Source organism: Psychrobacter muriicola 2pS, from assembly GCF_904846535.1.
Taxonomy (GTDB): domain Bacteria; phylum Pseudomonadota; class Gammaproteobacteria; order Pseudomonadales; family Moraxellaceae; genus Psychrobacter; species Psychrobacter aquimaris.
In genome coordinates this window covers 1-15,047 of the sequence record NZ_CAJHBC010000004.1, presented here as the reverse complement: position 1 = coordinate 15,047, position 15,047 = coordinate 1, and the positions used below count along the sequence as shown (strand labels likewise).

Below are 15,047 nucleotides of genomic sequence, written 5' to 3'. Positions count from 1 at the left end.
AGTGGTCAAAGTTATTTAGTCGCTATCATCTTATTATTTTTCTTTTTTCAATTGCGACAAAATAGCGACTTCACGAATATAACTGGCTAAGTCTGCTTTAGACTCTGCCATCAGCTCATCATCTTGGGTATGTTTGGCGTATTCAATCCATAACAGTAATTGATACATACTATTTTGTTCAGATGCTTGGTATTGTTTAACGAACTGCTTAAGCGTCCCTTCATCATTAATATTTAAACGCTCAAACCAACTTTCTATTTTTGAGACCTGTTCTTTAGGGAAAAACGCATCAAATAATGCTTTTACCAATTCGTGGCGGTTTTCTTCACTAATCAGCTTACCAACGCGCTTGGTTTGGCGAATACGAGCATTAGCACTAGTGATATCGGCCAATGCCATGAGTTCTGCCATAAAATAGTCACTGGCTGGCAGATTTTTGAGCTGCTTTTTCGATAAGCTGGCAAGTGGTATCGACAACTTCTGCAAACGCTCATGGGCTTTTTTGAGTTCAGTGCGCGAAACGCGCATATCCTGTTCTTTCCAGTCAATCATAAAAGCTTTCCAAAATAATAAGTAATAAAATTAATAAGGGCGTGTCCTCATTTTAAAAATAGTCATAAAAATGAAAACATGCCCTGATGTTTACCAATAACTACCAACGATTTTTTTCACGATGTTTCGCCAGCACTTTTATACTTTGTGGCATAACATCGGCAAGACGACGTTGTAAATTATCGGTGATGAATACTGAACGATGCTTACCGCCAGTACAGCCAATAGCCACTGTCACTGTATGGCGGTTATTGTGTAAAAATTCTGGTAACCAACGAGTTAAAAACTTATCTATATCGTCAGTCATCTCAACCACTTCAGGATAGTCGGCAAAGAATGAAGCAACTTCAGTGTCTAGACCTGTCGAAGTACGCAGTTCAGGGTTCCAATGTGGATTGGGTAAAATCCTCACATCAAAGACGAAATCCGCATCAATAGGACTGCCATATTTAAAGCCAAAAGACAGCAGATTAACCACAATCTGATTGTCCACGCCGACATGTTCACGCAAGCTGTCTTTCAATTGATGAATATTCAGACTGCTGGTATCAATTCTGATATCGGCATGACCTGCGATAGGCTCTAACAGCTCCACTTCTTTTTTGATCGCGGCAGGTAGATTAAAAGCAATGTGCTTGGCATTGTCACTATCGATATCCTGTGACATCAGCGGATGTACGCGGCGTGTCGCATTAAAACGTGCTATCAAGGTGCTTTCTTGCGCGGTCACATACACCACTTTTACCGCATGCGCCCCGTACGTTTTCTTTAGGGATGCATGCATCTCTGCAAAGTTGGATAGATCCGCTCGCGGTGTTCGGATATCAACGCCAAGCGCAATACGACGAATCCCACTTTCATTGACCAATTTATGCGCGGCATCCGGCAATAAGGATAACGGTAAGTTATCAATAGAATAATATCCTAAATCTTCTAAGATATTCAATACTGAGGTTTTACCTGAACCCGAACGCCCTGATACCACTAGGATACTGAGCTTATCGATTGCTACTTTACGTGCGGCCTGCTCAGATTTATCGTTATTTCCATCCTGACTTACATCCATGATTCACCCATTCTAGTCCATTGCATCCTGCAAATTACTATGTCACAACGATTGATCCACTGTCACTAATTGATTGTCTAATAAACGTGCACGTCCTAGCCAAGCAGCGACTAGAATCATCAAATTCTTGTTTTCTGCATTAAAAATTACAGCATCATTAGTGAGTGACTCTAGCATATCGGTTTTAATTTCTAAATAATCAATAATGAAGCCAGCATCAGTAATACGCTGATGCGTTTCTGCTAACAACGACTGAACAGCTTGTTGGCTTTGTTCTTCATTCTCTAACTGCTTTGCTAAATACTGTAGCGATTGATGGATGATAGGTGCTGCCTCACGCTCAGTAGCACTTAAATATTGGTTACGCGATGAAAGCGCCAAACCATCAGCAGCGCGGACAATAGGTGCCCCTATAATTTCAATCGGATAACTTAAATCACGTACCAACTGCTTAATAATCGCTAATTGTTGATAGTCTTTTTGTCCAAAAACAGCAATATCCGGTTGTACGATATTGAACAGTTTAGAGACGACAATACCAACACCGTCAAAATGGCCAGGGCGTGATTGACCACATAATTGAGTGGTAATAGCTCCTGCGAGAACAGAAGTCGGCGGCGGTAACACTGGGTACATCTCTTCGATACTGGGCGCAAACACATAATCAGTATCGACCGTTGCTAGCTTAGCGACATCCTCATCAAGCGTGCGAGGATAACTATCAAAGTCCTCTCCCGCGCCAAATTGAGTAGGATTGACAAAAATACTAACCACCACGATATCAGCATGTTGCTTGGCTATTTTTACTAATTCAAGATGGCCATCATGCAGATTACCCATCGTTGGTACTAAAGCGATGCGTTGTGGGCTATTTTGATTGTCATTTTTCTGTCCACGATAAGACTGTAAAGCGGTACGCAATTCGGAGATATGATGATGAATGATTGGCATGGTTAACTATTCTTCTACTGATAATCATAAAAAATAAAATATTAGCTAAATTGGTGCTGCTCAGTTGGAAAACTGCCTTCACGTACTGACTGCTGATAAAGGACAAATGCGCCTTCAATACTGTGTGCTCTATTACGCTCATCAGTCAAAAAGTCATGAACAAAGCGCGGGACACGGCCGTGCGCCATACCTAGCATGTCATGCATGACCAACACTTGACCATCCGTATCTGCACCAGCACCAATCCCAATAACTGGCACTGCGACGGCTTCCGTAACTGCTTTTGCAAGCTCAGCAGGTACGCACTCTAACACTAGCAGCGCAGCACCTGCAGCGACAACTGCTTTCGCATCAGCAAGCAATTTATCAGCCGCTTCATCACCGCGACCTTGGATTTTATAACCACCAAACACATTGACTGACTGCGGTGTTAACCCTAAATGCACACAAGTAGGCGTCCCTGCTTGCGCCAAAGTCGTGATTAAATCGCAAAGCTCACTACCGCCTTCAATCTTAATCACATGCGCGCCCGCCTGCATCAGCTGGCGACTATTGGCAACCGCTTCTGGCAGGGTCACATAGCTCATGAATGGCAGGTCAGCCAATATCAGAGCGTGTTTATTACTACGTGCAATATTGGCTGTATGATAAGCCACGTCATTGACAGTCACAGGTAACGTTGAGTCATGACCTTGCACAACCATGCCCAAACTGTCACCGATTAAAATAGTATCAATTTGTGCCTTGTCCATCATTCGTGCGAACATCGAGTCATAGCACGTTAAGCAAGTGAACTTGGTACCGTCTTTTTTAAATTTTTTTAAAGTAGATAACGTCGTCATATGATCCTCGATTAACCTGTAGTGCTTTTAACTGTTTCTAGCCATTATTCTGATTGTAATCAAAACACTTAGCAATCGTTTGGTATGGTTGATTCAACTTAAAACAGGTTAACGCTGTCACTGTTTTATAGTAGATTGGTTATAGTAGTTTTAAGCCTGTCCAATCTTTGCTAGGCGGATAATCATCTATTGATTTACTAGCAATGATAAGCGCTGGTGCTAACTCTCGCAGCGGTAACAAGACAAAATTACGCTCAAACAATCCAGCGTGCGGTACGGTCAACTGCGGCTCATTGATTTGCGCTGCACCGTATAACAAAATATCAACATCCAAACTACGCTCACCCCAACGCCGTATTCGTGCGCGCTTAGCCTGCTCTTCTAACTGTTGACAGTAGCTAAGCAAATCTAAAGGCGGCAGTATCGTCTCAAACTCAGCGACGGCATTAACAAAGTCAGGCTGATCTTGCGGCCCCATAGGTGCTGAAGCGTAAAATGAAGAAACACGAACCGCGCGTATTTGCTTATGCTCTTGCATCGCTGCGATTGCCTGCTGCAAATGCTCTACCGGTGAACCCAACTCGTTAGACAAATTGCTACCCAAACCTACATAGCAGGTTACCCAATTAGCGTTGCCCGCATCGTCAGTAATGTTAGACATTGTTGGTACTAGGCTGGCGACGGCGACGTTTCGATGGTACAGGGCCTTTATTGTCATTCACACTACTCGTACCAGCATTGCCGTTAGCAGACTTTGCTTCTGTCGTTTTGGCTGGTTTTTTTGCACTTGCAGGTGTCGCAACCTTAGCCACTTTTTTACGCTCAGCCGTTTTTTTAGCCGGAATATCTACTTTATCAGTAGGCTGGGCTGCTGGCTTAGGTGCTTTTTTTGCATACTTTGCTGCAGCTTTATCGTTGTTGTTAACCGTTACTGGCGTCTCTGTGCTATTAGCAAGATTTATACTATCTACACTTGGCTGACGACGGCGACGCTTATGCGGTATCGGCTCATTATTCATACTGACTAACGCAGGCGATCTTGCTACCGAACGAGCCACAGATGAAGACGTATCCTCTGACTGTATTGCTTTGGGCTGCTGAGCTTGATTTGAGAGATCAGGCTTATTATCAGCTTTACTATAAGAGTTAGCATCAGAACTGGCATCCTGATTTTTTAGCGCTTTCTCTGCCAATGCACTCTTATGAGCAGGTTTTTTCTGGACAGCCTCTTGACGACTATCAGGCTTATCGCCATTTGATAGCTGCTTCTGTAATGGCGGCACAACTTTTTCGTGCTCGATTACAAATAGTGGTGCAGGCTTGGAATGATGACGTTTATTTGCCGCTTGGTTGCTATTATTAGCAAGGGATAGCTGTCGTAACTGAGCAAGCTCATCACTATCTTGACTTACTTGCTGCGACTCATAATGCTTGTTTTTATTGCCACTAGATTGCTTAACAGAGGCAGATTGACTGGCAGCGCGGCGACGGCGTGCTGGAATATTTGACGGGTCATTTACCATATTCTGATCATTCCTACCCTGCTCAGCTGTATCATTGGCTTTGCTATGCTTGGTATTGTTTTGATGAGATATTGAGTGATCGACGCTATTTGACTCTGGCTTTTGACGATTGCGCCCACGACCACGCTGCGCTTGTTTATAGGCACCGCGACGAATGTTTTCATCAAAATCGTCAATGGCTTGCTGCTGCTCTCGTTCAGACAACGTTTGATAGGTTTGCCACCAATCGCCCATACCATTAGTAGACTCTGATAACGGATGCTCAGCATCACCGCATTGCTCACGCAACAACAAAAAGTCAAAACCCGCACGGAAGCGTGGATGCTCAGAGAGTTGAACGATTTGTTTACTACGTGGCGCCGCTAGTTTTGGCTGCAATATCCAGATATCACGGATAAACTGCTCTGCAAATTTAGGAATCGCCGTTTTGATACGTTGACGATCAATCACTTTACCAGCTGCATGCATTTGCGCTTCAGCAAACGGCATATTGCGCTTCTTAGCCTTTGCCAATTGATGCAGATAGTTTTCCCATAATAGCGCGGCATAAAAGAACGCGGGATTGATACTTTTGCCCGCAGCAATACGTTTGTCGGTATTAATAGCGACTTGATTGACCAGTGCACTTGGCTCAGACGGTGGATAGATAATTAAGCTATCAATCGCCCCCGACTCAAACAATAGCGGCAATAATGGCACTAAATAACCACCAGTAAACATCTTCTGGGTTTCATCATAGAGGCGATGCGGTGATATTTGCTCAAGCAATGCCCAGTTGCCATCATGAAACTGATCGGCTAACTCGTCATCAAACTCAAAACCGAGCTTGGCTTTGAAGCGTAAAGCACGCAACAAACGCACTGGATCTTCTTCGATACGCACTGGCGCATGACCCAACAGCCGAATGATTTTATTATCAATATCTTCAAGGGCACCGCAAAAATCATGAACCACCCCTTTGAGCGGCTGATAATAAAGCGCATTAATAGAGAAATCACGACGAGAGAAGTCTTGTTTGATATCGCCCCAAACATTATCACGCAGAATCATACCGTCTTGATTGGTATTAGCATCATTGGTTGGTGGACCACGGAAAGTAGCGACCTCAATCAACTCACGGCCTGAATACACGTGCGCCAACTGAAAGCGGCGACCGATAATGCGGCAGCGCTTGCCAAAGACGTCTTTGATCTCATGCGGCTTGGCATCAGTGACAGCGTCAAAGTCTTTTGGACGCAGACCCAATAAGGTATCACGCACACCACCACCAACGATATAGGCGTCAAACCCAGCTCGGGTCAATGTGGCAATGACTTCAGTAATGGAATTGGGTAATTCAGATTTGTTCAGTTCTAACTGCTTGGCGGCACGCTCGGCCATGCATCTACTCCTCGCCGGTATTCTTTAACCACCCCTGAATAACACAGCGTTTATCAGGCGGATGTACCCGCTAGTTTAACAAATTTTGCGCGTAGTAGGTGTGTTATGACATTTACTTACGTGCTATTTTGTCAATATTGGGGTTAATTAAAGCAAAATACGGCCCTTAATCTTGTACGCGTAAACGTCCTCGATTTTTCTCAACCGTTTTTGCGCCAATACCCTTGACCTTTGCTAACTCATCAACGGTCTTAAAACTACCAAACATCTCACGATATAGAATAATCGCTTGGGCTTTACTGCTACCGATACCATTTAGCGAAACCAGCTCGCCTTCACTGGCTCGATTGATATTCACAGTGGCTTGATCACGTGCCTGTGTTTTGGCACTTTCTTGCGCCAATAGATAATCGTAGGCACGCTGAGGATTATCAAAACAAGGCGCAGCTTGAACACTGTTCAAGATGAGAACCGCCAATACTAGACTGAAAACAGCCGTATTGACTAAGCTAACAAACGAGACCTTATGATAAACGTTCATGTTGTTTCGCCGCTTCCCATAGTGCATCCATCTCTGTTATATCGCTGTCTTCTAAACGCTTACCACTTACCGCTAATTGCTCTTCAATATAGCCAAAACGTGATTTAAATTTATGCACACACGTTAAGGTGGCTGCTTCTGCATCAAGGTTAAGTTTACGGGCGACATTGACGAGCGCAAACATACAATCACCCAGCTCCTTTTCAATCTCTCTGATATTGGCTTTGACTTCAGTTTTGGATTTATCTATCAATTCATTCTTAAGCTCGGTAATCTCTTCATCCAACTTATCAAAGGCACCGCTAACGCCTTCCCAGTCGAACCCTAGCTTTGACGCCTGTTTTTGTACATCTTGCGCTTGCATGAGCGCACTGCCCGCTTTGGTATTGTCTAGACGACGTTTGGGTTTGCCTCGTGCCTCGCGCGCTTGCTGCTCTTCCACTTTAATCTCATCCCAACGAGCTTTTACTGCCGCGTCATCTTCAAGGGTTTCAGCCTCAAACACATGCGGATGACGACGAATGAGCTTTTCTTGTAAAGTGGTGATAACATCGCTCATATCAAAGCGACCTTGCTCGGCATACATCTGACAATGAAAAACGACTTGCAGCAGCACATCGCCAAGCTCGCCTTTGATATCCTCATCGTCATTATCTTGTACCGCTTCTCCCAACTCATAGGCTTCTTCGATAGCATAAGGAATTAAACTATGATTGCTTTGTTTTTTATCCCACGGACAATCAACACGTAGCCGTGCCATCAAAGCCAATAAATCGTCTAATTCACCGCTAGCAGTTGGCGTCCCTTGCACTGGCGCGGGCACTGTTACTTTATTGTCTAAAATACTCATAAGGAATGCTCTTATTTTTTTGTCTATTGTGCTGTTTGCTAGCTTTACGTAATACAGAAGTTGCCATTTTATTGTTTAGTATAGCGTGCAGCTTAGTCATGAATCGCTACAAATTTGAGTCAAAATTATTGACACTCACTTAACTCATTCGGCAGTTAGTGTATCATTGAACCCTGATTATCTTATAATTATGCTATCTACTTTCTTATTTTATCATTGCTCACGTGCAAGGAATTTTATCATTATGTCGACTTCTGCGACCACCAGCTATCAGCCAGCCACGGAATTCAATGCTATCACCATCAATTCGTTTAAAGCTTATGATATACGCGGCGAACTTGGCGTGAATCTAGATGAAGATATCGCTTATCGCATCGGGCGCGCCTTTGCACAGATTCTATATCAGCGTTATCAGGCATCTGCTCAAACCCAAACCAATGATATAGCAGACCTAAAACCAGCTATCGTCATTGGTAGTGATATTCGCCACTCTAGTGAGCAATTAAAACAAGCCGCTATCAAAGGCATCGTTGATGCAGGTGTCGACGTGATTGACTTGGGCATGAGCGGTACAGAAGAAGTGTATTTTGCTACCAGTTACTATCAGGCTTTGGGTGGTATTGAGGTCACAGCCAGTCATAACCCTATTAACTATAACGGCTTAAAACTGGTTAAGGAGCACTCAAAGCCAATCAGTGGCGATGATGGTTTGGCAGAGATTCAAGCATTGGCAGAGTCTGGGCAATTTACTACTAAAAACCGATCAGGAACGTTGCAATTATTAACTGATAAAAGCGCCTATATCGATCATGTCATGACTTTTATTGATACCGATAAGCTCAAACCTCTTAAATTAGTGATTAACTCAGGCAATGGCAGTGCAGGGCCTGTGGTTGATTTGTTGATTGAAAAGCTTGCACAAGCTGGTGCGCCAATTGAAGTGATTAAACTGCATCATACACCAGATGGTAGCTTCCCTAACGGCATCCCCAATCCAATGATTGAAGCCAATAGAGTGGCGACTCAGCACGCGGTTTTGGAAAACAAAGCAGACCTTGGTATTGCTTTTGATGGCGACTTTGATCGCTGCTTTTTATTCGATGAACATGGTGAATTTATTGATGGCAGTTACATCGTTGGGATGCTCGCTCAAGCCTTCTTGAATAAGTACCAAAATGAATCAATCGTCTACGATCCACGTGTCATTTACAATACTGAAGCGGTGATTAAAGAGCATGAAGGTAAGGCTGTCATCAGTAAATCTGGACATTCATTTATTAAGCAAGTCATGCGTGACTCTGGCGCTGTTTATGGCGGCGAGATGTCTGCCCATCACTATTTTCGAGACTTTTTCTATTGCGATAGCGGCATGATTCCATGGTTGTTAACCATTGAATTGTTATCTATCACTGGTAAAACCCTATCGGAATTGGTCACTGGCTATATCCAAGCTTATCCTAGCTCAGGCGAGCTTAATTTTCGTCTGACAACTCATGATGCATCGATGATTATTAACGCTATTGAAGAAAAATTTAGCAGCGAAAATCCGATCAAATCGACACTGGACGGCCTAAGCCTTAACTTTGGCGATTGGCGCTTTAATCTGCGTGCCTCCAATACCGAACCACTTATCAGATTAAACATTGAAAGTCGTGGCGATAAAGAATTACTAGTTATTAAAATTCGAGAGATTCAACAATGGCTAGCGGCGCAAGGTGCTGTACCAGCGTAAATGAATACGATTTAATGCGGATAGTTTTAATTACAAATCAAAAAAAAGGCTCGCTAATAATTATCAGCGAGCTTTTTTAATAACAGAAAAACTTGAATAAAGCTACTTAGACCGACCAATGCCCATATAATCGCCTACCAGACTATCGATCTGCAATCGTGTCAGTGCATTTTGCGCATCAAATACTGGCATCGCGTGTTGATTAAGCTTGGCAATGTCTAGTTGATCTTGCGGCGACCAACTAACGATAAAAATCGCCTGTGCGGCATTTAGCTGCTGATAAGGATTGTTAATCAATTGCAGTAATGATTGCTGCTGATAAAGCATGGCAAGTTCACCTTGTGCTTTATCGCTATACACTAAAGTACGAATATTATAAGACCATAATAACGCTAGTAGTGGATGTATGGCTGAGCCTGCGGTACGTCCTGAGCCTGATTTATAACTACCGCCCCAAATCATCACAGTTTTATTATCAATAAAGCCATCAAAATATTGCCAGAATTTACGGAATATTAGCTCTTTTTGGTCTTCATTGATGTGCATGACTGACTGCAACAGCGGCATATCTAAACTGTGCGATTGACTGGACTGCTGTAGCTTAGCCAGCTCAGTGGGTAGTGTGTTACCACCAAAGCCCCAGCCCGCTTGCAGATAACTGCTACCAACCCGCGCATCTAGCCCCATGATACGACTGACTTGCTTGATATCTACCTGTTGACTATCAGCCAAGCGTGACATCTCATTCATAAAACTTACTCTCGTTGCAAGCATCGCCATGATACTGCTACGGGCAAACTCTATCGTTGCGATATCAGCGTGATGAGCGGCACGCGCATGCTGCATTAACGGCTTCAATACTTCTAGATGCTGGCTACTGTTGGCTGTTTTTTCACCAAGTAACCACAGTGAAGGATTTAACATTGAGCTATAAGCATCACCGTCTTGCAAGAATACAAACGGCACATAGTAGACCCACGCGCGCTGCAAATTTTGCGCCAGTGCTGAGACAACCCCTAGTTTCTCAATGCCACTTATAATCACGGGTAACGATTGCTGATGGCTGTGGTTGAAGGCGGTAATCCAGCTGGCTTCTGCCCATACTGGCTTGATACTGTCTAAAAATAACCAATAAAGCGCAACGGTGCCTTGGTCGTCAATCTTACTAATCTCATTGCTCTCATTGATGTGACGACTGTCACTAAAATTTGCCGTTTCATAATATTGTATTAACGTGTCAGCGCTAGCCGGTAATGCTGTACTGATTATAACCTGCTGCTGCTCATACATCTGCCACAGTGCTTGCAAATGATGCTCAAAGCCGTATTGTTGTATTTGCTGCGTCAATAGCTCAATATCGGCATAAAGATGCACGCGCTGACCAAGACTTGCCAGCACAACGGCGCTAGTAATTGCCTCAATGCTATGACCAATAAGCACACAAACTTGCTTGCTTGCAGTGCTTTGTAGTTTAGACTCATACGTATATTTAGGTGTATTGTCATTTATAGAAACAGCGCTCATGCGTTCACCTTTAATGATTATCGACTTAGTAGCAAAACGATCAAGACAGCTGCTGAATATGTTTTAAGAGCTGGTTAGTAGAGCTGTCAAACTGACTCTCACCTGCTTGTTGCATGGCTTGATGTACGGACTCTGCCATTTGCTTGCCCATCTCAACGCCCCATTGATCAAACGGGTTAATATCCCAAATGCTGGCCATGACATAGACTTTATGTTCATAAAGCGCAATCAGCGCGCCCAAACTGTGCGGCGTCAGCTCATCGATTAGCAATGTAGTTGATGGCTGATTGCCACGGTAATATTTATACTTATCCGCAGCAGAAGCTACTTGAACCTCAGACTCTTGAAGCGCGGCATTACCAAAAGCCAGCACTCGACTCTGTGCCAAGCAATTGGCTAAAGACAGCTCATGCTGCTGCTGTAATGGCGCGTTTTGCGATTGACCACTATAACGGCGCACACAAGCAATAAAGTCACAAGACACCTGCTGTGTGCCTTGATGTAGCAGCTGATAAAAGGCATGCTGCGCGTTAGAGCCAATCTCGCCCCATAAAATCGGGCAAGTATCATAATCGATATGATCACCATGTTGGGTGACCGATTTACCATTACTCTCCATCTCAAGCTGGGTTAAGTAGCTTGGTAAATAGCTGAGACGACCATCATAAGGCAATACGGTATGAGCATTTACCTGTAAAAATGTACTGTTCCAAACTGCAAGTAGCCCTAATAATACGGGTAGGTTCTCTGCAAAATCCGTCTGCGCAAAGTGCTCATCCATACTATGCGCACCGCTTAATAATTCTTTAAACCCAGCCATCCCGATACGAATGGCAATCGCCAGTCCTATCGCCGACCATAAAGAAAAACGCCCTCCAACCCATTCCCAAAGCTGTAGCTGATGCTCAGGATGAATACCCCAAGCACTCATTTTTTCACTATTAGCTGAAATACCAATAAAGTGGCGGCGTAACACACTGTCTTCAGTGCCTGCACGCAGCTTGGCAGTGGCCAGCAGCCACGATAATGCTGTCTTAGCATTAGATAACGTATCAATCGTACCAAATGATTTGGATGAAATGATAAACAAGGTGGTCTCAGGATTTAGGTGCTTGAGCAAGTTATCAAGCTGGGTACCATCCATGTTAGAGACGAAATGTACTTCAATTTCAGTATCTGCCCACTCATCCAACGCGGTAGTCGCCATAAGCGGGCCAAGATCAGAACCACCAACGCCAATATTAACCACATCCGTAATAGCTTGACCAGAAAACCCGCGCCATGTACCACTGCGAACACGTTCAGATAAGCGCGCTACTTGCGAAAGACTCTGATGCACATCAGCGACAATATTTTGCCCATCAATGTCTAACTGTGCATCCTCTGGCAATCGCAATGCCGTATGCAAAGCGGCACGCTCCTCACTGGTGTTCACCATTGCGCCTTGCATCAACGCATCAATTCGTGTAGACAATTCACAACTTTCTGCTAGCTGCAACAGACTTGCCAGTACCTGCTCATCGATACATTGCTTGCTATAGTCCATATATAGTGCGCCAGCTTGCATGCTAAAGCGCGTTGCACGACTGTCATCTTGCGCAAACAATGCTGCCAGTGACCATGGCTGCTTAGCAAGCATTTGTAGTTGCTGCCAGTATGTAGAGTTTCGAGCACTGTTATAAGCGCTATTGCCCTTTATTTCATCCATCAGCTATTCATCTTCTGCTAATTGCTGCTCTGCAAAATAGATAAATGCCTGCATATATGAGCGCATATCGCCTGCATCATAGCTGTCGCCGCGCATGGTCGTGACATTAACGCCATACTCGCTAATCAAGGCATCGATAGCATCGGTCAGCTGAATTTCACCACCGACCGAGGCTTTGGTATTGGCCAGGTAGTCAAAAATGTGATTGCTAAAGACATAACGACCAACGACTGCTAATTTTGAGGGTGCATCGGCTAAATCGGGCTTTTCTACAAATCCTGCGACTTTAAAGCTGGCATTACTGTTTGCTTTATCATCTTCCTTGCTCTCCTCACTAAATGCTTCATGCAGTTTGGCAATACCATATTTATGCACATCTTCATCAGCGACTTTATCGACCAATATCTGTGAATGGTTATCTTCAGCAAAAGCATCAATCATAAAGGCTAAGTTATCAGCAGCCATATCACCCGTAAAAGGATCAAGCACAACGTCGGGCAATAATACGGCAAAATCATGCTCACCAATAATGGGGCGAGCCGCGAGTACGGCATGACCCAAACCTAATGCCTTACCTTGGCGTATCATCGAAACTGTCACATCTTCTGGTAACCAATTTAAGCTATCGGCTAGCTCATCTTTACCTTTATGACGCAGCTGATTGTCCAGCTCAGCATTGATATCGAAGTAATTCTCGATTGCACTCTTTTGCGCATGGCCGACCAAGACAATATGCTTGATACCCGCTGCAATCGCCTCTTCAACGACATAATGAATAGCAGGACGATTACCAAGTGGCAATAGCTCTTTTGGCACGGATTTAGACAATGGCAACATACGTGTACCAAAGCCTGCGACTGGGATAACGGCATGAGTTATTTTGTTCATAATTTTAGACTGTCATATAAGAATAGGATTTAGAAAGCAACGGCAATTGATCATAGCTCGATAAACTCTACAATACGCTTAATCCACTGATCATAGTTATAATTTTTCAGTACATGGTCACTGGCGTAGCGCATCATCTCTGCTTGTTGTTTGGTATAGCCTCTAGACAACTGCGCGAACAATTCATCTGCTTGCTCCTTACTTTCAATGACTTCGCACATGCCTTCGAAACGAGTGCTGACTGATAAGCTAGGATTGGTCACTGCCAATCGCCCACAGGCCATAATCTCAATCAGACGGCGGGAAAACATACTTGGAGAGTCAGTCACAGTGTTAACGTTAAGACAATGCGAATACTGCCTAAAAAGCTCACCCGTCTGGTCATAAGGAACAGCAGACTTGATAGTCATATTCGGTAGGTCAGGATAGCGATAGACATCAGACTTACGATCAGAGTTACGATCAACGATGGTAAGTCCATAAGGAGACGCTGCAGTAAATGCTATATCCTGCCACTGCTGGCGTGCATTATGAATGTGCTGACTATAACTACCGACAAATAGGCTTTCGTTATAACGTGATGGTAAATCGGTGGGGTAATGAAACTTAGGCTGTACCGCAAAAGGTAGCACGCCTACTTTCACGCTATTACCCAATATAGCGCGGTAACGTTCAACACAGTTAGAATCAACGGTCAGAATGTATTTGAATAAACTAGCAGAGTCGATAAAACGGTTAAAGTGAGCGCCGTCTTCTTTATTCCAAAATACCGCAGGAATATTGTATTTATCTGCTAGCTCTAAGAGTCGACGTAACTCAACATTATTACGCTCAGGATAATCAGTGTAATTGGCAATTTTATAGCGCCACTTGTTTTTGTGACCACTCCAAGCTGATTCGACTAACAATATATTTGCATGCTTTAAAGCAAACTTATCAAAAAAATTATTTGTATGATTCATTACGAATATATTTTCATTTTTTAATGATTGAAAAGTTAAAGCATCTCCTATAAATACCATTCTTAATTTTTTTGTATTGTTAAACATCGGCTAAATTTTATCCAAATATGAAGATTTTTTAGAATTAAGGCAGCAATTAATATACAATTATAGAATTATGTTAAATCAATTTCTTCAAATAATAGGTTTGTTACCAAAAAATCTTCCTCCGATTCTAAATAGATTTCTATAGTATTGCATCTCTTTAAGTCTTTAAAAGGAGTGTTTACAACCCAACCCTCATAAGGGATATTATTTTTTCTAACTCCACTTTTTATAGAGGCCACTCCTGCCTTATAAATTAACTTAAGATTAAATTTCTGATTAGAAATTAATACATATCCTTCAAATAGTTCTATTTTATGTTCATAAGGAACTAAAAACCTTACACACTTTTCTAAAGTTTCAGAAGGATCATTTGTGCTAAAATGATCTGAAATTAATATATTATTTAGATGAGAAAATTTAATAGTTCTTTCAATATTATAT

The 15,047-nt window shown here is 43.1% G+C and carries 14 protein-coding genes; 1 reads left to right on the top strand and 13 read right to left on the bottom strand.

Translation table 11 applies throughout. From position 1 onward, the window contains the following. Positions 1-33 precede the first annotated feature (33 nt). The 8 genes from yjgA to mazG all read right to left on the bottom strand — a co-directional run bounded on the left by yjgA (position 34) and on the right by mazG (position 7,705). A complete protein-coding gene (gene yjgA, locus JMX93_RS06930; protein ID WP_193008459.1) occupies positions 34-552 on the bottom strand; it encodes a ribosome biogenesis factor YjgA in 519 nt (172 codons plus the stop codon). 100 nt (positions 553-652) lie between these two features. Further along, on the bottom strand, positions 653-1,618 hold the full coding sequence (rapZ, locus tag JMX93_RS06925) for an RNase adapter RapZ (RefSeq protein WP_499204304.1): 966 nt from the start codon (positions 1,616-1,618) through the stop codon (positions 653-655). Between the two features lie 42 nt (positions 1,619-1,660). Next, complete coding sequence (gene panC / locus JMX93_RS06920) at positions 1,661-2,569, bottom strand: pantoate--beta-alanine ligase (RefSeq protein ID WP_499204303.1); 909 nt, start codon at positions 2,567-2,569, stop codon at positions 1,661-1,663. 41 nt (positions 2,570-2,610) lie between these two features. After that, positions 2,611-3,411 (bottom strand): 3-methyl-2-oxobutanoate hydroxymethyltransferase, encoded by an 801-nt coding sequence (gene panB, locus JMX93_RS06915; protein WP_499204302.1) that lies wholly within the window; start codon positions 3,409-3,411, stop codon positions 2,611-2,613. 139 nt (positions 3,412-3,550) lie between these two features. Beyond that, positions 3,551-4,072, bottom strand: coding sequence for a 2-amino-4-hydroxy-6-hydroxymethyldihydropteridine diphosphokinase (gene folK, locus JMX93_RS06910; RefSeq protein WP_499204301.1), 522 nt, complete (start codon positions 4,070-4,072; stop codon positions 3,551-3,553). Then, complete coding sequence (gene pcnB, locus JMX93_RS06905) at positions 4,065-6,314, bottom strand: polynucleotide adenylyltransferase PcnB (RefSeq protein ID WP_499204300.1); 2,250 nt, start codon at positions 6,312-6,314, stop codon at positions 4,065-4,067. Before pcnB ends, folK begins: the two co-directional genes overlap by 8 nt. Before the next feature lie 166 nt (positions 6,315-6,480). Further along, positions 6,481-6,855, bottom strand: a complete 375-nt coding sequence (locus tag JMX93_RS06900; protein ID WP_499204299.1) for a ComEA family DNA-binding protein — start codon at positions 6,853-6,855, stop codon at positions 6,481-6,483. After that, positions 6,839-7,705, bottom strand: coding sequence for a nucleoside triphosphate pyrophosphohydrolase (mazG, locus tag JMX93_RS06895; RefSeq protein WP_499204298.1), 867 nt, complete (start codon positions 7,703-7,705; stop codon positions 6,839-6,841). Before mazG ends, JMX93_RS06900 begins: the two co-directional genes overlap by 17 nt. A gap of 244 nt (positions 7,706-7,949) precedes the next feature. Between mazG and JMX93_RS06890 the strand changes: the two genes are divergently transcribed. Further along, entirely contained in the window at positions 7,950-9,437 is a 1,488-nt protein-coding gene (locus JMX93_RS06890) for a phosphohexomutase domain-containing protein (RefSeq protein ID WP_499204297.1), read from the top strand. Between the two features lie 102 nt (positions 9,438-9,539). On the opposite strand, the gene JMX93_RS06885 is transcribed toward JMX93_RS06890, so the two are convergent. The 5 genes from JMX93_RS06885 to JMX93_RS06865 all read right to left on the bottom strand — a co-directional run. Further along, complete coding sequence (locus tag JMX93_RS06885) at positions 9,540-10,961, bottom strand: UDP-glucose/GDP-mannose dehydrogenase family protein (RefSeq protein ID WP_499204296.1); 1,422 nt, start codon at positions 10,959-10,961, stop codon at positions 9,540-9,542. Between the two features lie 40 nt (positions 10,962-11,001). Then, positions 11,002-12,669 carry a glucose-6-phosphate isomerase gene (gene pgi / locus JMX93_RS06880; protein ID WP_499204295.1) on the bottom strand — a complete coding sequence of 556 codons (1,668 nt, stop codon included), beginning with the start codon at positions 12,667-12,669 and terminating at the stop codon, positions 11,002-11,004. Between the two features lie 3 nt (positions 12,670-12,672). Beyond that, complete coding sequence (locus JMX93_RS06875) at positions 12,673-13,557, bottom strand: UTP--glucose-1-phosphate uridylyltransferase (protein WP_499204294.1); 885 nt, start codon at positions 13,555-13,557, stop codon at positions 12,673-12,675. A 50-nt stretch (positions 13,558-13,607) separates the two neighbouring features. Further along, on the bottom strand, positions 13,608-14,519 hold the full coding sequence (locus JMX93_RS06870) for a CgeB family protein (RefSeq protein WP_499204293.1): 912 nt from the start codon (positions 14,517-14,519) through the stop codon (positions 13,608-13,610). A 155-nt stretch (positions 14,520-14,674) separates the two neighbouring features. Continuing rightward, positions 14,675-15,047 (bottom strand): hypothetical protein (locus tag JMX93_RS06865; RefSeq protein ID WP_499204292.1); only part of this gene is annotated, 373 nt, incomplete at its 5' end.

Coding starts and splice junctions, on each gene's coding strand:
- yjgA (WP_193008459.1), bottom strand. CDS start 552: ATGATTGACTGGAAAGAACAGGATATGCGCGTTTCGCGCACTGAACTC.
- rapZ (WP_499204304.1), bottom strand. CDS start 1,618: ATGGATGTAAGTCAGGATGGAAATAACGATAAATCTGAGCAGGCCGCA.
- panC (WP_499204303.1), bottom strand. CDS start 2,569: ATGCCAATCATTCATCATCATATCTCCGAATTGCGTACCGCTTTACAG.
- panB (WP_499204302.1), bottom strand. CDS start 3,411: ATGACGACGTTATCTACTTTAAAAAAATTTAAAAAAGACGGTACCAAG.
- folK (WP_499204301.1), bottom strand. CDS start 4,072: ATGTCTAACATTACTGACGATGCGGGCAACGCTAATTGGGTAACCTGC.
- pcnB (WP_499204300.1), bottom strand. CDS start 6,314: ATGGCCGAGCGTGCCGCCAAGCAGTTAGAACTGAACAAATCTGAATTA.
- JMX93_RS06900 (WP_499204299.1), bottom strand. CDS start 6,855: ATGAACGTTTATCATAAGGTCTCGTTTGTTAGCTTAGTCAATACGGCT.
- mazG (WP_499204298.1), bottom strand. CDS start 7,705: ATGAGTATTTTAGACAATAAAGTAACAGTGCCCGCGCCAGTGCAAGGG.
- JMX93_RS06890 (WP_499204297.1), top strand. CDS start 7,950: ATGTCGACTTCTGCGACCACCAGCTATCAGCCAGCCACGGAATTCAAT.
- JMX93_RS06885 (WP_499204296.1), bottom strand. CDS start 10,961: ATGAGCGCTGTTTCTATAAATGACAATACACCTAAATATACGTATGAG.
- pgi (WP_499204295.1), bottom strand. CDS start 12,669: ATGGATGAAATAAAGGGCAATAGCGCTTATAACAGTGCTCGAAACTCT.
- JMX93_RS06875 (WP_499204294.1), bottom strand. CDS start 13,557: ATGAACAAAATAACTCATGCCGTTATCCCAGTCGCAGGCTTTGGTACA.
- JMX93_RS06870 (WP_499204293.1), bottom strand. CDS start 14,519: ATGAATCATACAAATAATTTTTTTGATAAGTTTGCTTTAAAGCATGCA.